Source organism: Streptomyces sp. TRM68367 (genome assembly GCF_014495685.1).
GTDB lineage: Bacteria > Actinomycetota > Actinomycetes > Streptomycetales > Streptomycetaceae > Streptomyces.
This window is the reverse complement of the sequence record NZ_JACTVI010000064.1, coordinates 29,912-47,165: the sequence shown is the minus strand read 5'-3', so window position 1 is coordinate 47,165 and position 17,254 is coordinate 29,912. Positions and strand designations below refer to the sequence as shown.

Here is a 17,254-nt window from a genome sequence, read left to right as displayed (position 1 = left end):
ATCACCGTGATGAGCTGCGCGAGCACCCCAACCACTCGTCACACCAGGACCGTTGACCTGCACGAATCACGATGGAACTTCCTCAGTGACCTCGGCGGCTGCTGTGGACGCGGCGGCCAGACCGCCCATGGTGAGCGAGCTAGAGAGCTCTTGGCTGAACCCCACATCGAACAGGAGGGTGGAGGCCAGACCGGCACCGGCCGACCGCGCCACTACCATGAGCCGTCGATGGGTGGCTGCCTCCTGGGTCCAGGAGCGGTCCTGATGGATTTCCGCCGCCATGTTTTCGCGGAGCCGGTTCAGCGCATCGGGCAGGTCGTGGCTCAGGAGCAGCCCTGAGGTCTTCGCTACGACCCTAGTGGCGAATAGGCGGGCGCGGCCATCTCCTGACGGAAATCTCGCGTAGTCCAGCGCCGCGTCGCCCTCGTCGGTCCTCGCGGCGGCTTCTGCCCAGACGCGTAGCCGCTCGTAATAGGTATGGCTATCCGGGCCCTGGTAACGGGGATAGCGGATTCCGTGGGTGATCTTCTCGCGGAACCAACGTGCCCACTTGTTGAGAAGTCCGCCCTGCACCTCCATGGGGATGTCGATCGTGTCGAGGATCTCGCACAGGCGCAGCGCTGCCTCGTTGACACGAGGTGGCGTCGGCTGGTCCATGTCGTCTTGGATCAGCAGGGCGCTCACCACGGCTTGATACCGCAAGTACTGGAACCAGCGGCGCTGTCTGAAGATCCGCCAGAGTAACCAACCGGTACGGGCCGTGCTTGAGCCTGCCCGGCTGATAGTGGTGATGTCAGTCACAACAGAAGGTTAGTGGCTCACTGGTTGCGGTAGTGGCCCACTTCGTCATCGCTGCGGACGCTGGCCGAAAACATCCGGCACATTGACAACGCTGGGGGCTCAGCGGAGGTCGGTGGAGCGGCTTTGGGCTGGAGCTGCTTTGGCGCGAGTGATCATGGCCCCGTAAGCTTCCGGCGCGTCGGGCAGTCTGTGGACCTGTCCGGTAAAGCACGACGTTGGGGCCATGATCTTCGAGGCTCGCGTCAAAGTGGCTGCGTAAAGCCGCGGAGCCGACCGCCCCAGCCACGGAGTAATTGTCAATACCTGTGGTTGCGGTTGCTCATGCTGCGAGGGCCTCGGACGCTCGATCGGCTGGCCGTGCTCGAGGCGGGCTCTCACTCGGCCGACGGCCATGAGGTGGGATGCGTTCACGATCCGCCGCCGTGGTGATCTTTCGGCCGCGTACATCCGCTCATGCCGAGTCTGGGATGTGGACGTGTGAGTCGTAGATCTGCCGGAGCAGGTGGTTGAGGTGTTCGCGATCGGGGTGGGTCAGGGCGCGGAGGAATTGGTCCTGCTCGGTGGCCGCTGTGGCGGCGATCGTGTCGATGAGGGCGTTTCCGACGTCGGTGAGGGCGACAATGCGGCGGCGACGGTCGGTGTCATGGTCCCGGCGCTCGATGAGCCCTCTGGCTGCCAGGGAGTCAAGTACCGCCACGATGTTGCGGGCGTCAATGGCGACAAGTTCGGCAAGGCGTCGTTGGCCCTGCGGTCCATGCTCCGCGATCGTCACCAAGACTACGTACTGGCCTTGGGTCAGGCCATGCCCGGTCAGGAACGCAGCCCAGGACCGCGCCGCCAGCGAACCAAGCCGCGCCAGCAGGAAGCCCGTTCCGCGCTCGAAAGCGGGCCTGTCATTGCCACCGGTCATGGCCGCCATGCTAGTGGATAGACATGTCTCATGTCGTTTGGTAGACATAAATCATGTCTACCGAGCCGCGTCACACGCACGTGCCTATTGCTGATCTCTCGCTTCACGTCGTGGAGACAGGGAATCCGCAGGGCAGGCCGTATCTGTTCCTGCACGGCTGGCCGGAATCGTGGCGGACCTGGGAGGGCGTGATCGGGGTCGCCCACGCCGACGCCCGAATCATCGCCGTCGACCTGCCCGGAATCGGCGAATCGACCGGATCTGTCACTGGCGGATCGAAGCTCCAGCTGGCGGAGGCGGTCCGCGGACTGGTGCAGAGCCTTGGGCTCAGCGATCTCACTCTCGTCGGTCACGACGTCGGCGGTATGGTCGCCTATTCCTATCTCCGGCAGTACGGCGACGTCGGCCGCGTAGTCATCATGAACACGGTCATCCCTGGCGTCGACCCGTGGAATGAGGTACTGCGGAACCCCTACATCTGGCACTTCGGCCTGCATTCCGTGGCGACGCTGCCGGAGACCCTGGTACAAGGCCGTCAGGCCGAATACTTCAACTACTTCTACGACGTACTCTCGGTGGACCCGGCACGGATCTCCCCCGGGTCGCGGGCCGCCCACGCCGCCGCCTACAGCAGCGATGCCGCACTCACCGCTGGGTTCGATCTCTATCGCGCATTTGCCCAAGACGCACAGGACAACACCGCGTTCGCCAAGACCGCACCTGTCGACACGCCACTCCTGTATCTGCGAGGAGACGGCGAAGGCGGCGACATTGCCACCTACGCGCAGGGATTCCGCGACGCCGGGATCCAGAACCTGACGACCGCTGTGTTGACCGACGCCGGCCACTTCGCCCAGGAAGAAGTACCCGCCCAAGTCTGGAAGCTTATCCACGGCTTCGCTGCAAATCCCTCAAAATAGGCTGCGCCATCGACGCAACCGGCGAGTAACTGTTAAGATTTGTAGATCAGTTATGCTCGGTCATGCCGCGGTGAGCTCGGGGCGCTCGACCAGGTGCCCGCGTTCGAAGCGGGCTCCGGCCCGGACGAGCGGGACGAGGTGCGCGCCGTTGACGGCCCGCCAGCGGGCCTGGGCGGCCTCGATCAGCTTGAAGACCATCGCGAGCCCGGCAGCGCGGGAGCCGGCACCCTTGGTGACCTTGGTCCTCAGACGGACGGTGGCGAAGGTCGACTCGATGGGGTTGGTGGTCCGTAGGTGGATCCAGTGCTCCGCCGGGTAGTCGTAGAAGGCCAGCAGTACGGCTTCGTCGTTGGTGATTTTCGCGACGGCCCTGGGGAACTTCATACCGTAGAGCTTGGCGAACGTCCTGATTGCCGTGCTCGCGTGCTCGCGGTCCTCGGCGTTGTAGATGTCCTGGATCGCCATCTTCGCCGCTGGCTGGGCGGACTTCGGCAGGGTGTCGAGGACGTTGGCGGTTTTGTGCACCCAGCACCTCTGTTCGCGTGTGTCGGGGAAGACCTCCCGCAGGGCCTTCCAGAAGCCCAGGGCGCCGTCGCCGACTGCGAGCACTGGGGCGCCAATGCCCCGGCGCGCGCAGTCGCGCATCAACGCCGCCCAGGACTCGGCCGACTCCCGGTAGCCGTCCGCCAGCGCGATGAGCTCCTTGGTGCCGTCGGCACGTACCCCGATCAGGACCAAGACGGCGGCCTTGGCCTCGTCCAGGCGTATGCGCAGGTGGACACCGTCGGCCCACACGTACACGTAGTCGGTGGCCGACAGGTCGCGGTCCATGAACGCGGTGTGGTCGGCTTGCCACTGCGCGGTCAGCCGGGTGACAGTGGCAGGCGACAGCCCGGCCGAGGAACCGAGGAACTGCTCCAGCGCAGGTACGAAGTCGCCGGTGGACAGGCCGTGCAGGTAGAGCAGAGGCAGCACCTCGGCGATCCTCGGGGACTTCCTGGCCCACGGCGGCAGGATCGCGGAGGAGAACCGCTTCCGCTCTCCGGTGACCTCGTCGACGCGCTTGTCGTTGACCCGTGGGGCCCTGACCTCGACCGACCCGGCGGCGGTGGTGACCCTCCGCGCCTGGTGGTAGCCGTTGCGGACCACCAGGCGCAAACCGTTCTCGTCCTTCTCGTCGGCCAAATCGGCGATGTAGGCGTTGACTTCGGCCTCCAGCGCGGCGGCCAGCATCCGGCGGGCGCCTTCCCGGACGATCTCGTCCAGCAGCGAGGCCCCGCCGCTGGTGGTGCCGTCGGCGTCGACTGTAGTGCGCACGAGGCGTGCCTTCCCGGCCGACGCGGCAACGTCGGCCATTCCGGGCTGATCCACAGGTTCTGAGCATTGCTCCCAGCCCCACGACGTACCCCATCTCTGACGGCCAGCGGCTGATTGCTGTGCCGCGCGCGGTGAGCGGAGCGAGCCGCCTTGATGACGTAGAGAAAGTCTGAGCCAACTCGAACTGTGCTACAGCCGGAACGACAGCTCCAGCTCGTCGCCGGGGAGGTGAAACTCCTCCAGGGCGAGAGGCCTCTCTGACTCAGTGAGGGTCACTCGAATGATGTGGAGCATGGGGACCCCGTCGGCAAGGCGTAGCGCTTGGGCCTGGTCCGGTAGGGGCATGCGGGTGCGGACGAACTCCGTGAAGTGGAGTTCGTGGCCCAGGTCCGTGAGTGCCGTGTAGAGCTCTGGCGCCGGCGGTGGGGCTTCCTCCTCGTACTTGGTGTCGATCAGTACCGAGAACGGGATGTATGTGCGGTGGAGTTGGCGGAGGTGGCCGTGATCCGCGGTCTGCAAGGCGTCGTACGTGAACATCGGCTCACCTGGCGGGATGCGGAGTAGGTCCGCCAAGGCTAGGGGGGCGTCGGTGCGGGTGGCTATCGGGGGCTCGGCGTCTGTCCAGCGGATGCCGTCAGCCTCGACGTAGCGACCGTCCGAGGTGCGGCGCACGCCGCGCGGGCGTGTGTGCCTGGGGCGGCTGTGGGGGGAGCGGGCGAAGGTGCCGCGGCCCATGATGGCCTCGACGAGACCGGATGCCCTTAGCTCGCTCAGGCCCTGACGGACTGTAGGGCGCGTCACGCCGAACTGCTTCGCCAACGTCTCCTCGGACGGCAGCGGTTGGCCGGCGGGGAAGGTGCCGTCCATGATGCCCTCGCGCAGGTAGTCGGCGATCTGCCGGTACTTCGGCTGCGTGTTCTTCGGTGGCATGCGGGCCCTCCACGGCCGTCATCACTGCTTCCAGTGCTGGAAGCACATTTTCCAGCACTGGAAGAAGACTCCCCTATGCCGGGCCGGTTGACAACCCGTACTACGGGTGGTCACTCTTGTCTCCGTCACCCGTAGTACGGGTGGTCTAGCAACCCGCAGGATTGGCCTGCGGGTGTCAGAGACGAGGAGATCCGAACAGTGGCAAGCCTTCCGATCGACACCGCGAAGTTCACGGGGATCATCTGTGCCGTTCCCCCGGCTCCGCGGGTCGCCAACCGTGAGACCGGTCAGCTCCGTGTGGATCGCGAGACCGGCAAGACCATGTACCAGGTCGGCCTCTGCCTGATGGCGGGCTCGTCGGCCGACGTCGTGAACGTGAGCGTGGCCGGTGAGCCCGCCGGTGTGCAGCTCGGTATGCCGGTGGCCGTGCGGGACCTGGTCGCCACGCCGTGGGAGAACGAGGGGCGGCACGGGATCGCGTTCCGTGCGGCGGAGATCCGGCCCCTGAGTGCTCCCGCTGGTGCGGCGGGTAAGGGGGCCGCGCAGTGATGGGACTGGCCTCCGCCTCCTCGGCCGGCGTGACCTGGCCGAGTTGGGTTCTGGTGGTGGCCGCAGTGCTGGTGTCGGGTCTGCTTCTGGCGGGCCCGGCCCTGCGCCGCGGTTACCCCGCGGCCTGGTGGCTGTTACTCGGCTTCCCGGTCGTGGCCTTCCGGGTCGTGCAGACCTGGCGGCCCCTGATGGCCGGGTGCGGGCTCGCCGTGAGCCGTCGGCCGGCGCTGACTGTAGTGTCCGGGCTTGTCGGCAGAGGGGCGCCTCCGCCTCAGCCGCGCGTGCCCCGGCGGGGCCTCATACGGCCAACCTCCGGCGGATTCCTCCTGCTCGTGCGGCTGCTGCCGGGCCAGGTTCCGGAGGATTTCGTCAAGGCTGCGCCCGCCATGGCGGAGAACTGGCAGGTGCACGCAGTGCGGGTGACTTCCTGTAGGCCGGGGGTCGTGCGGATCGTCGCCTCGGCGGCCGACCCGTTGGCTGACCCTCGGGTGCCGAAGCAGCGTGGGCCTGGCCAGCTCCTCCGGGTCACCGTGGGTGCCCTGGAGACGGGAGCCGCGTGGGCAGTCGACCTGCGGCGCGTTCCTCACTGGCTGATCGTGGGGGCCACCCGCTCCGGGAAGTCGACGCTCATCAACGCCCTCGTGGCCGGTCTCGCCTCGCAACGCGTCGCTCTCGTCGGGATCGACTGCAAGGGCGGCATGGAGCTGTCCCTCTACGAGCCTCGGTTGTCCGCCCTCGCCACCAACCGAGAGCAAGCGGTCCGGCTGCTGGCGGCCCTCGTGGACCTGACCCTTGACCGAATGACCCTCTGCCGGGCGGCTCGCGTCCGGAACATCTGGGGGCTGACGGACAAGGAACGCCCGGTGCCCGTCGTCGTGATTGTCGACGAGATCGCGGAGCTGTTCCTCGTCGCGAGCAGGAACGAGAAGGACGAAGCGCACGCGGCCGGCACGGCACTAATCCGGCTGGCCCAGCTGGGGGCGGCCCTCGGAGTGTTCCTGGTCGTCGCCGGCCAACGCGTCGGCTCCGACCTGGGGCCCGGAGTCACCGCGCTTCGCGCGCAGTTGGGCGGTCGGGTGTGTCACCGCGTGGCCGACCCCGGTACTGCCGAGATGGCGCTCGGTGATCTCAACCCCGACGCACTGAAGGCCGCACAGGCTATCGCCCCGGAGCAGGCCGGTACGGCCGTACTCGCGTCCGGCGACGGCTGGGAACGCGCCCGGTCCCACCTGGTCACGGAAGCGGAGGCGGAAGCCGTCGCCGCCGAGTACGCGCACCTGACTCCCGTTCTGTCCGAACTGCACGTCGAACCGTGAAAGGGGCCTGCCGTGCTGGTGTCCATGTCGGCCGTGCTGCTGCTCGGCCTGCTGATCTGGTTCCTTCTGCGCATCCGGTACCTCAGGTGGGCCGACGCGCTGATCTGCGGAGCCTTCGGCTTCCTGCTCGCCCGGACCGTGGCCGCGCCCGTGGTTCAGGCCCTCCTCGACGGAGTGAACGGCTTCCTCGGCCAACTCCGCTTCTGATCCGCCCCATCCACGAACAGAGAAGGGGACTCCCTGTGTCCGACTACGTCATCCGCTCCGGTGACCGTGCCGTCTTCCTGGCCGGCCTGCGGGAGCTGGTCGACTTCCTGACCGCCAATCCGGCCGCTGTCGTGCCGCGTCACGCGTCCGTCGTCGTCCTGGTCGACGCCTCCGACTCCGTCGCTCGCCTCGACGGTGTGCGGTCCGTCGCCGCTCCGCTTGGTGTGCCGACCGAGGACATCGGTCGCGGCTACTTCGACGCACGACGCGACTTCGGACCGATCTCGTACGGAGTTGTCGGGATCCCTCCCGAGGAACGGCAGTGATCGCCCGTACGACGGGCTCCCGACGGGGCGCGAAGTCGCCAAACCCGACCCCGCCAGGAACCCACTCCATCCGCCACGTGAGCAGTGAAAGGAGCACTCACACTTTGTCTACCGCGCATCATTCGCGCAAATCCTCGTCGCTCGACTGCGAACTCAGGCAGCGTGACGCGCAGGTCGCGACCTGCGCCGGACGGGAACAGATCGTCCTCGTCGAACTCGACGGAACCGAGCAGTGGCTCTGCCCCGCACATGCGGCGGCCGTCTGGCTCACAGACCCGACGCTTCGCTTCAGCGCCAAGACTCGACCGGAGGGGATCTCAGCCGTGATGGGGCAGGCGTTCGGCGGCGGGGGTGGTCGCCGATGACCACTGCGCTTCCGCAGGGCGTTGCCGCTCTCGTCGGCAGGGCATCGGATCCGGAGTTCACGGCCTGGCGCCGGAACATCATCCGCCTCGGTGGCTGTACCAACCCGATTCACTTGGTCGGCGCGGCAACCGTCTACGACACGACAACCGGCGCAGCCCTCCTCTCCTACGGCTCCGATGTCTATGGAGGGCGGCTGCTCACCGCGTGCGGCAACCGGCGTGCGACGGTCTGCCCGGCCTGTTCGGCTGTGTACCGGGCGGACACGTACCAACTTGTCCGAGCCGGTCTCGTGGGAGGTAAGGAGGTGCCGGAGGCGGTAGGCGGTCACCCCCAGGTGTTCGCCACGCTCACCGCTCCCGGCTTCGGCCCGGTCCACACCCGCCGGGAACGGGATGGGCATGTGCGGGTCTGCCGGCCTCGCCGGATCGAGGAGCGTTGTCCGCACGGGAACCCGGCCGGATGCCGAGACCGGCACCTGGCGGACGATCCCCGTCTCGGGGAACCGGTCTGCCCACGCTGCTACGACTACGCGGGAGCCGTGCTGTGGCATGCGCTCGCCGGTGGGCTCTGGCACCGGTTCGGGTTGGAGCTGCGGCGGGAGGTCGCCCGGCGGGCCGGTTTGACGCGCTCGGAGTTCGGGGACGTCGCCCGGCTCTCATACGCGAAAGTCGCCGAGTATCAGCGGCGGGGACTGATTCACTTCCATGCCGTCATCCGGCTCGACGGTCCGGACGGCCCTGGCTCGGCTCCGCCCGGCTGGGCGACCGTGCCGCTCCTGATGGCCGCGGTACGGGCTGTTGTCGGTCGGGTGCGGCTGAGCGCTCCCGGTGCGGGCGTGGTCGGTCCGCGAGTGCTGCGCTTCGGCACTCAGGTCGATGTACGGCCGGTCACCTCATACGGACGGAGCCCGGGGGAGCGGCCCGCTTTTGCGGGGGCCGTGGCAGGCTACATCGCCAAGTACGCGACCAAGGGGGCGGAGTCCGCCGGCGCGGTGGACGGCCGCATTCATCACGCGCGAGACATGGTCACGCTGCCCGTGCGCTCACACGTGCTGCGCATGATCAGCACGTGTTGGTGGCTCGGCGGCCTGCCGGAGTTCGAGCCGCTCGGGCTGCGCCGCTGGGCCCACATGCTCGGGTACGGCGGCCACTTCTCCACCAAGTCGCGTCGGTACTCGACGACGTTGACCGCGCTCCGGCAGGCCCGTGCCGACCATCGTGCGGAGCAACAGCGGGCCGCCCTCGGCCTGGCCGACTACCCCACGGTCACGATCGGCGAGTGGCGTTACGCCGGGCGCGGCTACTCACCGGAAGCGGCTGTCTTGGCTGCCTCGGTGCGGGAGGGCGGTGGTCTCCATGGCACGTGACAGCCGTGCGAAGTCGGCAGAGCTGCTCACGGTCCGCCAGGTGCTCGACGAACTGGGCGGCGTCTCCCGCCGCACCTTCTACCGCTGGCGGGAACTGCGCCTCGCTCCCGTCTGTATCCGGCTGCCGAACGGGGAGCTGAGAGTTCGCCGTGACGTGCTCGACGAGTGGCTGGAGGAGCGGGCAGAGGGGGCGGCGTCGTGAAGTCGTACAAGGCTTCCGTCTGGAAGCTGTCGGTCAACAAGACCACCAAGAAGCCGACCTACCTCGTGCGCTGGGCGGTCGACGGACAACCGTTCAGCGAGTCGTACAAGACCAAGACACTGGCCGACCGTTTCCGGGCCAAGCTGGTGCGCGCGCTCGACAAGGGCGAGCCGTTCGACACCGTCATCGGTCTGCCCGACTCGCTGCGCGGCGGCAAGGCGGCGCTGTCCTTCCTCGACCTGGCAGTGAGGTACGTGGATGCTCGGTGGGCGGAGGCGTCGGCCAAGCAGCGGGACAGCATGACCGATGCGCTGGCGACGGTCGTTCCCGTTCTGGTGAAGCCGGGGCGGGGGCGGCCCGGTCCCGAGGTGCTGCGGCGTGCGCTGCGGTCGTACATCCTGCCTGTGCCTCGTAGGGAGCGTGAGAGGCCAGAGGAGATCAGTGCGGCGGTGAAGTGGATCGAGAAGGCGTCGCTGCCGGTGGCGGAGTTGCAGGAGATCACCCGTGCGCACGACCTAATCGATGCGCTGAGTCGGCGGCTGGACGGCAAGCCTGCGGCGACGCAGACCTACCGGCGGCGGCGCGCCGTGGTCTTCAACGCGCTTGAGTACGCCATGGAACTGGAGTACCTGCCCTCCAACCCGTTGAGCAGGGTCCGGCGTAAGCGGGGCAAGCGCGCGTTGCAGGAGGTTGACCGCCGGGTGGTCGTCAACCCTCGGCAGGCACGGGAACTGCTGACCGCGCTCACGTACGTGGGTGGCTACGACCGAGCGAGCGGCCGGCGGCTACGGGCGTTCTTCGGGTGCTTGTACTACGCGGCCATGCGACCTGGGGAGGCCCTCGGCCTTCGCCGCTCCGACTGCACGCTTCCGGCGTCAGGCTGGGGCCGCATAGAGCTGGCGGAGACCCGCCCCACGGCAGGTAAGGCGTGGACGGACTCCGGGGAGGCGCACGATCGGCGCGGCCTGAAGCAGCGGTCCCACGGGGAGGTACGGACCGTGCCGATTCCGCCTCCGTTGGTGCGGCTGCTCCGCGAGCACCTGGAGGAGTTCGGCACGGCGAAGGACGGCCGGCTGTTCTCCAGTGAGCGGGGCAACGTGATCGCGGCGTCCTCGTACTCCCGAGCGTGGAAACAGGCGCGAGAACTGGCGCTCGTGCCCGATCAAGTGTCCTCGGTCCTGGCCTTCCGGCCGTACGACCTCCGGCACGCGGGCGTCTCCCAGTGGCTCAACTCCGGAGTGCCGGCGCCGGAAGTCGCCGCTCGTGCGGGCCACTCGGTGGACGTGCTGCTGAAGATCTACGCCAAGTGCATCGACGGCCAGGAGCAGGAGATGAACGACCGCATCATGCAAGGGCTGGGGGAGGGGGACGAACCTACGGACTGACAGCCGACCATGACCGACCGACCCAAGCCCCGGACCGTAAGAGGTCCGGGGCTTCGGCCTGTCCACGGGTGGTCCACAGGGCTACTCTCAAGGTCGGCGAAACGGCATGTGACCAGCGGCGAAGCCCTCCAAGATCAACACGCTATTACAACGTGATCACTGGCAAACATCTGCTTCCGGCGGCATTCGCCTGCACACACAACAAGACCCCGCACTCAGCAAACGCGCTGATGGCGGGGTCTTTAGGCACCTACTACAAGGTGCCCCCGGCAGGATTCGAACCTGCGCACACGGCTCCGGAGGCCGTTGCTCTATCCCCTGAGCTACGGGGGCGGTGTCGGCTGCGTGGTGTTCGCGGCGACGGGTAGAACCCTACCAGTTCCTTCGGGGTGGCCATGAACGGGTTTCCCGCAGGCCGGCTCGTCATATGGCGGGGGTGCGGGGCGCCCGCAGGGGGGAAGTGGGGAAAACCCGGACGCGGTGGCCGGGACGGACCTACTCTCAAGTTGTGCCAGGCGCGTCGGGCCGGGTGCTTGTTGTGGACGACAACAAGGTCATCCGGCAGCTGATCAGGGTCAACCTTGAGCTGGAGGGCATCGAGGTCGTGACCGCAGCCGATGGTGCCGAGTGTCTGGATGTCGTCCATCAGGTGCGGCCGGATGTCGTCACCCTCGATGTCGTCATGCCCCGGCTGGACGGGTTGCGCACCGCCGCCCGGCTGCGTGCGGACCCGCGGACCCGTGATCTTCCCCTCGCCATCGTCAGCGCCTGCACCCAGTACGAGGTCGAGACCGGTGTCGGCGTGGGTGTCGACGCCTTTCTCGCCAAGCCGTTCGAGCCTGCGGAACTCGTAGGGCTTGTGCGGCAGTTGCTGGAGCGGGGGAGCAGCGGGCGGAATGCCGCGGGGCGGGAGGGCGGTGCCAGTGTGTTCGAGGGTGGTGCCGTTGCGTTTGAGGGGGGCTCCAGTGGGGGTTCGGGGGTGTTCTCGGGGCCGGGGCCGGGGCCGGGTCTGGTGCTGGGGCCGAGGAGGCCGAGCGGGCCGGGCGAGCCGGTGGTTGATGGCTCGCGCCTCGGGTTGATGGACGACACCTCTCGTTGATCGCCGGTGCCTGCGGCCGGCCGTCGGCGTCGGCAACTGGTCGTCGGGCCTGCGGCCGGTCGTCGATCCGCCGATGGGGGTCGGCGCTGAGGGTGGAAGGGCCCCGGTCATCGCCGATGGCTGAAGGGCCTCCCGTCGTCCAGCGGATGGCTCTCCGGTCATCGAGCGGTTGAGAAGCAGTCGTACGTCTGCGTCCTGGTCGCCAGCCGCCGTACGGCCGTCCGGTCGAGCGTTCCGCCCGTCGGTCCGCCCCGCTGATCGACCGGCCCGTCTCTCCCCGGCCAGCCGTCCACATCCCGGAACCTCAGCCAAACCGGCTCGCCTACCCACCCCCCTCCTCCCATACGCTTGTCCCGTGACCCCCGTCGAGCTCTCCCGCACCGTGCTGCGCGCGGTGCGTCGTGCTGTCGATGAGGGGGAGCTGAACGTGACCGTGCCGGAGCGGGTCGTGGTCGCGCCGCCGGGGCCCGGGGGGTGCGGGGACTACGCGACCAGCGTCGCTCTTCAGCTCGCCCGCCCGGCCGGGCAGCCGCCGCTGCGTGTGGCCGAGATTCTGCGGCCGCATCTGTCCGGCGCCGACGGCATCAGCGATGTCGTGGTCACCGGACCGGGGTTCCTCAACATCAGCCTGCGTGACGCCGCGGGCGCCTCCGCCGCCCTCGTGGGGGAGATCCTGCGGCGCGGGGGGCGGTACGGCTACACCCAGCAGTTCAGCGGGCAGGTCCTGTGGCTGCGCTGTCCCCGTGAAGTCCGGGCCGTCGTCGTCACAGACGCCGTCGCCCGGATCCTCCGCTCCCAGGGTGCCTTCGTCCGCACCAGCTGCGAGGAGCGGCCTCCCCCGGAGTGGCGGGACGTGCTGGGGGTGCGCCTCGATGCCGACGGCCGGCCCGCCGCATCGGCCGCACCCGACGTCCCCCACGTCGGCGTCCGTCCCGTCCCCGCCCCCGCCGACCCCCTTCCCCTCGGCCGCGACGCCGCCCGCTGGGCCCTGCTCCAGCCCGCCGCGCACGACCGGCCCCGGATCACCGGCGAGCATCTCGTTCAGCGCGAAAGCAACCCCCTCTTCCGCGTCCGGTACGCCCACGCCCGCACCCGCGCCCTCACCCGCAACGCCGTCGACCTGGGCTTCACCGCCGAGCCCGGCGTCCTCGACGCCGGCGCCCTACCGGACGCAGGCGCACCTGAAGCCGCTCCCGCCGCGGCAAGGACCCTGGTCAGCCCTCTGGTCACCGCCCTGGCCGACCACCCCCGCATCCTCCGGTCCGCCGCCACGCACCACGCCCCGGACCGTCTCGCCCGGCACCTCGTCACCGTCGCCGATGCCGTCGTCCCCCTGCTGCCCACCGTCCTCCCGTCCGGGGAGGAGAAACCCTCGGCCGCCCACCGTGCCCGGCTCGCGCTCGCCGAAGCCGCCGGGGCGGTGCTGGCCGGCGGCCTGTCCCTGCTCGGTATCGACGCACCCGACCACCTCTGAGAGAACACAGACAGACCATGAGCCGTTCCGCACACCCCGCCGGGCCCCGTCACGCCGATGTCCTCCCGGAGGGGCGCTCCGCAGCAAGCACAGCCGTGCCCGCCGACCTCAACGCCCTCGACCCGAAGGTGTGGGCCCAGACCGTCGCCCGGAACGAGGACGGCGTCGTGACCGTCGGCGGTGTCGACGTCAAGACGCTCGCCGAGACCCACGGCACCCCGGCCTACTGCCTCGACGAGGCCGACTTCCGGGCCCGTGCCCGCGCCTGGCGCACCGCGTTCGGCGCCGACGCCGACGTGTTCTACGCCGGGAAGGCGTTCCTCTCCCGGGCCGTCGTGCGCTGGCTGCATGAGGAGGGGCTCAACCTCGATGTCTGCTCCGGGGGCGAGCTGGCCACCGCGCTCTCGGCCGGCATGCCGGCCGAGAGCATCGCCTTCCACGGCAACAACAAGTCCGTGGAGGAGATCACCCGGGCCATTGAGAACGGCGTCGGGCGGATCGTGCTCGACTCCTTCCAGGAGATCGTCCGCGTCGCCCACATCGCGCAGTCCCTCGGCAAGCGGCAGCGGGTGCAGATTCGTATCACCGTCGGCGTCGAAGCGCATACGCACGAGTTCATCGCCACCGCTCACGAAGACCAGAAGTTCGGCATCCCGCTCGCGGACGGACAGGCGGCCGAGGCCGTGCGGCGGGCCCTCCAGCTCGACGGGCTCGAACTGATCGGGATCCACTCCCACATCGGGTCGCAGATCTTCGACATGTCCGGGTTCGAGGTCGCCGCGCATCGCGTGGTCGGGCTGCTCAAGGACATCCGGGACGAGCACGGGGTCGAGCTGCCGGAGATCGACCTCGGGGGCGGCCTCGGTATCGCCTACACCAGCGACGACGATCCGCGCGAGCCGTACGAGATCGCCAAGGCCCTGACCGAGATCGTCGGCCGGGAGTGCGAGGCCGCCCGCCTCAGCACCCCGCGCATCTCCGTCGAGCCGGGGCGGGCCATCGTCGGGCCCACCGCCTTCACGCTGTACGAGGTCGGCACCATCAAGCCCCTCGACGGGCTGCGCACCTACGTCTCCGTCGACGGCGGCATGTCGGACAACATCCGCACCGCGCTGTACGACGCCGAGTACAGCGTCGCCCTCGTCTCCCGCACCTCCGACGCCGAGCCCGTGCTGTGCCGCGTCGTCGGCAAGCACTGCGAGAGCGGCGACATCGTCGTAAGGGACGCCTTCCTGCCCGGCGACCTGGCACCGGGTGACCTGATCGCCGTACCGGCGACCGGTGCGTACTGCCGGTCCATGGCCAGCAACTACAACCACGTGCTGCGCCCGCCCGTCGTCGCCGTGCGCGACGGCGAGGCGCGCGTCATCGTCCGCCGCGAGACGGAGGAGGACCTCCTGCGTCTCGACGTGGGGTGAGCAAAGCGAACGGGACGGGGTGGAAGATCTCCTGTCTGCCGCCCTTGAGCCCATGAAATAGATGTCTCACGATCCGGACGAAGGGCAGAAACTCCCGTCCGGTGAGTGAGACTGGTCCAACCGTAGACGGTATGAGGAAACGAGGTCGGATGATGCGTACGCGTCCGCTGAAGGTGGCGCTGCTGGGCTGTGGAGTGGTCGGCTCAGAGGTGGCGCGCATCATGACGACGCACGCCGACGACCTCGCCGCCCGCATCGGGGCCCCGGTGGAGCTGGCCGGGGTCGCCGTGCGGCGGCCCGACAAGGTGCGCGAGGGCATCCCGGCCGAGCTCGTCACCACCGACGCCACCGCCCTCGTCAAACGCGGTGACCTCGATGTCGTGGTGGAGGTCATCGGGGGGATCGAGCCCGCCCGGACCCTGATCACCACCGCCTTCGAGCACGGCGCCTCCGTCGTCTCCGCCAACAAGGCGCTGCTCGCCCAGGACGGGGCCGCCCTGCACGCCGCCGCCGAGGAGCACGACAAGGACCTCTACTACGAGGCCGCCGTCGCCGGTGCCATCCCGCTGATCCGGCCGCTGCGCGAATCTCTCGCCGGGGACAAGGTCAACCGGGTGCTGGGGATCGTCAACGGGACGACCAACTTCATCCTCGACAAGATGGACTCCACGGGGGCGGGGTATCAGGAGGCCCTCGACGAGGCCACCGCCCTGGGGTACGCCGAGGCCGACCCGACCGCCGACGTCGAGGGCTTCGACGCCGCCGCCAAGGCCGCCATCCTCGCGGGGATCGCCTTCCACACGCGCGTGCGGCTCGACGACGTCCACCGCGAGGGCATGACGGAGGTCACCGCCGCCGACTTCGCCTCCGCGAATGAGATGGGCTGCACCATCAAGCTGCTCGCCATCTGCGAGCGGGCCGCGGACGGCTGCTCCGTCACCGCGCGCGTGCATCCGGCCATGATCCCGCTCAGCCACCCGCTGGCCTCCGTGCGCGGCGCCTACAACGCCGTGTTCGTCGAGTCCGACGCCTCCGGGCAGCTGATGTTCTACGGCCCCGGCGCCGGCGGCTCCCCGACCGCCTCCGCCGTCCTCGGCGACCTCGTGGCCGTGTGCCGCAACCGGCTCAGCGGCGCGACCGGGCCCGGCGAGTCGGCGTACGCCGCGCTGCCCGTGTCGCCCATGGGCGACGTCGTGACGCGCTACCACATCAGCCTCGATGTGGCCGACAAACCGGGCGTTCTCGCCCAGGTCGCGACCGTCTTCGCCGAGCACGGTGTCTCGATCGATACGGTTCGCCAGCAGGGGAAGGACGGCGAGGCCTCCCTCGTCGTCGTCACCCACCGTGCGTCCGACGCGGCCCTCGGCGGGACCGTGGAGGCGTTGCGCAAGCTCGACACCGTGCGCGGTGTCGCCAGCATCATGCGGGTTGAAGGAGAGTAACCAGCAATGACCCACCAGTGGCGCGGAATCATAGAGGAGTACCGGGACCGGTTGCCGGTATCCGACACCACGCCGGTCGTGACGCTCCGCGAGGGCGGCACGCCCCTCGTGCCCGCGCAGGTGCTCTCCGAGCGCACGGGCTGCGAGGTGCACCTCAAGGTCGAGGGTGCCAACCCGACCGGGTCCTTCAAGGACCGCGGCATGACCATGGCCATCAGCAAGGCCAAGGAGGAGGGCGCGAAGGCGGTCATCTGCGCCTCCACCGGCAACACGTCGGCCTCGGCCGCCGCGTACGCCGTACGGGCCGGGATGGTCTCCGCCGTCCTCGTGCCGCAGGGCAAGATCGCGCTCGGCAAGATGGGTCAGGCCCTCGTGCACGGCGCGAAGATCCTCCAGGTCGACGGCAACTTCGACGACTGCCTCACGCTCGCGCGCGGGCTGAGCGAGAACTACCCCGTGGCACTGGTCAATTCGGTCAATCCGGTGCGCATCGAGGGGCAGAAGACCGCCTCGTTCGAGATCGTGGACATGCTCGGCGACGCGCCCGACATCCACGTCCTGCCGGTGGGCAACGCGGGCAACATCACCGCCTACTGGCGGGGCTACCAGGAGTACGCCGCCGACGGCGTCGCCACCAGGACCCCCCGCATGTGGGGCTTCCAGGCATCCGGCAGCGCCCCGATCGTGCGCGGCGAGGTCGTCAAGGACCCGTCGACCATCGCCACCGCCATCCGCATCGGCAACCCGGCCTCCTGGCAGTACGCGCTCCAGGCGCGGGACGAGTCCGGCGGCGCCATCGACGAGGTGACGGACCGTGAAATCCTGCGCGCCTACCGGCTGTTGGCCGCTCAGGAGGGCGTCTTCGTCGAGCCCGCCTCCGCCGCGTCCGTGGCCGGTCTGCTGAAGGCCGCCGAGCAGGGCAAGGTCGATCCCGGCCAGCGCATCGTGTGCACCGTCACCGGCAACGGCCTGAAGGACCCGGACTGGGCCGTCGCCGGCGCCCCGCAGCCGGTCACCGTGCCCGTCGACGCGGCCACGGCGGCCGAGCGCCTGGGGCTGGTCTGAGCAAGCCCCGGTCGGGCGCCGGACCAGCGCCGGTGTAACGCGCGCCACGGTCCGGCGTAAGACGGCGCTTACCCGGGGAAGTTCCCTACGGGGGGTGCACAGGGGGCTTACGACACGCATCGTGCGCCTCCTGTGCGCCCTATGTCGCCACTGAACCTTCC

The 17,254-nt window shown here is 69.1% G+C and carries 18 protein-coding genes and 1 tRNA gene; 14 read left to right on the top strand and 5 right to left on the bottom strand.

Translation table 11 applies throughout. From position 1 onward, the window contains the following. Positions 1 to 66: 66 nt before the first annotated feature. Positions 67 to 801 (bottom strand): hypothetical protein, encoded by a 735-nt coding sequence (locus H8R17_RS30995; RefSeq protein ID WP_187826526.1) that lies wholly within the window; start codon positions 799 to 801, stop codon positions 67 to 69. A gap of 451 nt (positions 802 to 1,252) precedes the next feature. Then, positions 1,253 to 1,711 (bottom strand): MarR family winged helix-turn-helix transcriptional regulator, encoded by a 459-nt coding sequence (locus H8R17_RS30990; RefSeq protein WP_187826525.1) that lies wholly within the window; start codon positions 1,709 to 1,711, stop codon positions 1,253 to 1,255. A 53-nt stretch (positions 1,712 to 1,764) separates the two neighbouring features. Here H8R17_RS30990 and H8R17_RS30985 point away from each other — a divergent pair, with 53 nt between their 5' ends. Continuing rightward, positions 1,765 to 2,631 (top strand): alpha/beta fold hydrolase, encoded by an 867-nt coding sequence (locus H8R17_RS30985; protein WP_187826524.1) that lies wholly within the window; start codon positions 1,765 to 1,767, stop codon positions 2,629 to 2,631. Between the two features lie 60 nt (positions 2,632 to 2,691). Here H8R17_RS30985 and H8R17_RS30980 read toward each other — a convergent pair whose 3' ends face one another. Both H8R17_RS30980 and H8R17_RS30975 read right to left on the bottom strand, forming a co-directional pair. Then, the gene (locus tag H8R17_RS30980; protein ID WP_187826523.1) at positions 2,692 to 3,948 is read right to left on the bottom strand and encodes an IS256 family transposase; all 1,257 of its coding nucleotides are present in this window, start codon (positions 3,946 to 3,948) and stop codon (positions 2,692 to 2,694) included. A gap of 189 nt (positions 3,949 to 4,137) precedes the next feature. Continuing rightward, the gene (locus H8R17_RS30975; RefSeq protein ID WP_187826522.1) at positions 4,138 to 4,878 is read right to left on the bottom strand and encodes a GntR family transcriptional regulator; all 741 of its coding nucleotides are present in this window, start codon (positions 4,876 to 4,878) and stop codon (positions 4,138 to 4,140) included. Positions 4,879 to 5,076: 198 nt separating this feature from the next. On the opposite strand from H8R17_RS30975, the gene H8R17_RS30970 reads away from it, so the two are divergent. The 8 genes from H8R17_RS30970 to H8R17_RS30935 all read left to right on the top strand — a co-directional run bounded on the left by H8R17_RS30970 (position 5,077) and on the right by H8R17_RS30935 (position 10,595). Beyond that, entirely contained in the window at positions 5,077 to 5,427 is a 351-nt protein-coding gene (locus tag H8R17_RS30970) for a hypothetical protein (protein ID WP_187826521.1), read from the top strand. After that, on the top strand, positions 5,427 to 6,743 hold the full coding sequence (locus H8R17_RS30965) for an FtsK/SpoIIIE domain-containing protein (RefSeq protein WP_187826520.1): 1,317 nt from the start codon (positions 5,427 to 5,429) through the stop codon (positions 6,741 to 6,743). Before H8R17_RS30970 ends, H8R17_RS30965 begins: the two co-directional genes overlap by 1 nt. A gap of 12 nt (positions 6,744 to 6,755) precedes the next feature. After that, on the top strand, positions 6,756 to 6,950 hold the full coding sequence (locus H8R17_RS30960; RefSeq protein ID WP_187826519.1) for a hypothetical protein: 195 nt from the start codon (positions 6,756 to 6,758) through the stop codon (positions 6,948 to 6,950). A 35-nt stretch (positions 6,951 to 6,985) separates the two neighbouring features. Next, on the top strand, positions 6,986 to 7,276 hold the full coding sequence (locus tag H8R17_RS30955) for a hypothetical protein (protein ID WP_187826518.1): 291 nt from the start codon (positions 6,986 to 6,988) through the stop codon (positions 7,274 to 7,276). Positions 7,277 to 7,380: 104 nt separating this feature from the next. Further along, positions 7,381 to 7,641, top strand: a complete 261-nt coding sequence (locus H8R17_RS30950; protein ID WP_187826517.1) for a hypothetical protein — start codon at positions 7,381 to 7,383, stop codon at positions 7,639 to 7,641. After that, positions 7,638 to 9,008, top strand: coding sequence for a replication initiator (locus H8R17_RS30945; RefSeq protein WP_187826516.1), 1,371 nt, complete (start codon positions 7,638 to 7,640; stop codon positions 9,006 to 9,008). Before H8R17_RS30950 ends, H8R17_RS30945 begins: the two co-directional genes overlap by 4 nt. Further along, a complete protein-coding gene (locus H8R17_RS30940; RefSeq protein WP_052840685.1) occupies positions 8,998 to 9,210 on the top strand; it encodes an AlpA family transcriptional regulator in 213 nt (70 codons plus the stop codon). Before H8R17_RS30945 ends, H8R17_RS30940 begins: the two co-directional genes overlap by 11 nt. Further along, positions 9,207 to 10,595, top strand: a complete 1,389-nt coding sequence (locus H8R17_RS30935) for a tyrosine-type recombinase/integrase (protein ID WP_187826515.1) — start codon at positions 9,207 to 9,209, stop codon at positions 10,593 to 10,595. The genes H8R17_RS30940 and H8R17_RS30935 overlap by 4 nt, the downstream gene beginning before the upstream one ends. A 261-nt stretch (positions 10,596 to 10,856) precedes the next feature. Here the strand turns inward: H8R17_RS30935 and H8R17_RS30930 are convergent. Beyond that, a tRNA-Arg gene (locus H8R17_RS30930) sits at positions 10,857 to 10,928 on the bottom strand. A 205-nt stretch (positions 10,929 to 11,133) separates the two neighbouring features. On the opposite strand from H8R17_RS30930, the gene H8R17_RS30925 reads away from it, so the two are divergent. The 5 genes from H8R17_RS30925 (at position 11,134) to thrC (ending at position 17,093) form a co-directional block, all read left to right on the top strand. Beyond that, the gene (locus tag H8R17_RS30925) at positions 11,134 to 11,694 is read left to right on the top strand and encodes a response regulator (RefSeq protein ID WP_399477498.1); all 561 of its coding nucleotides are present in this window, start codon (positions 11,134 to 11,136) and stop codon (positions 11,692 to 11,694) included. Between the two features lie 355 nt (positions 11,695 to 12,049). Next, on the top strand, positions 12,050 to 13,168 hold the full coding sequence (gene nrtL / locus H8R17_RS30920) for an ArgS-related anticodon-binding protein NrtL (protein ID WP_187826514.1): 1,119 nt from the start codon (positions 12,050 to 12,052) through the stop codon (positions 13,166 to 13,168). Between the two features lie 17 nt (positions 13,169 to 13,185). After that, entirely contained in the window at positions 13,186 to 14,586 is a 1,401-nt protein-coding gene (lysA, locus tag H8R17_RS30915; RefSeq protein WP_187826513.1) for a diaminopimelate decarboxylase, read from the top strand. 149 nt (positions 14,587 to 14,735) lie between these two features. Then, positions 14,736 to 16,028, top strand: coding sequence for a homoserine dehydrogenase (locus tag H8R17_RS30910; RefSeq protein WP_187826512.1), 1,293 nt, complete (start codon positions 14,736 to 14,738; stop codon positions 16,026 to 16,028). Between the two features lie 6 nt (positions 16,029 to 16,034). Beyond that, complete coding sequence (gene thrC / locus H8R17_RS30905; RefSeq protein WP_187826511.1) at positions 16,035 to 17,093, top strand: threonine synthase; 1,059 nt, start codon at positions 16,035 to 16,037, stop codon at positions 17,091 to 17,093. The last annotated feature ends 161 nt before the right edge of the window (positions 17,094 to 17,254 follow it).

What these genes read in the sequence shown, in the direction of transcription:
- H8R17_RS30990 (WP_187826525.1), bottom strand. Translation starts at nt 1,711, where the DNA reads ATGACCGGTGGCAATGACAGGCCCGCTTTCGAGCGCGGAACGGGCTTC.
- H8R17_RS30985 (WP_187826524.1), top strand. Translation starts at nt 1,765, where the DNA reads ATGTCTACCGAGCCGCGTCACACGCACGTGCCTATTGCTGATCTCTCG.
- H8R17_RS30975 (WP_187826522.1), bottom strand. Translation starts at nt 4,878, where the DNA reads ATGCCACCGAAGAACACGCAGCCGAAGTACCGGCAGATCGCCGACTAC.
- H8R17_RS30965 (WP_187826520.1), top strand. Translation starts at nt 5,427, where the DNA reads ATGGGACTGGCCTCCGCCTCCTCGGCCGGCGTGACCTGGCCGAGTTGG.
- H8R17_RS30945 (WP_187826516.1), top strand. Translation starts at nt 7,638, where the DNA reads ATGACCACTGCGCTTCCGCAGGGCGTTGCCGCTCTCGTCGGCAGGGCA.
- H8R17_RS30940 (WP_052840685.1), top strand. Translation starts at nt 8,998, where the DNA reads ATGGCACGTGACAGCCGTGCGAAGTCGGCAGAGCTGCTCACGGTCCGC.
- lysA (WP_187826513.1), top strand. Translation starts at nt 13,186, where the DNA reads ATGAGCCGTTCCGCACACCCCGCCGGGCCCCGTCACGCCGATGTCCTC.
- H8R17_RS30910 (WP_187826512.1), top strand. Translation starts at nt 14,736, where the DNA reads ATGATGCGTACGCGTCCGCTGAAGGTGGCGCTGCTGGGCTGTGGAGTG.
- thrC (WP_187826511.1), top strand. Translation starts at nt 16,035, where the DNA reads ATGACCCACCAGTGGCGCGGAATCATAGAGGAGTACCGGGACCGGTTG.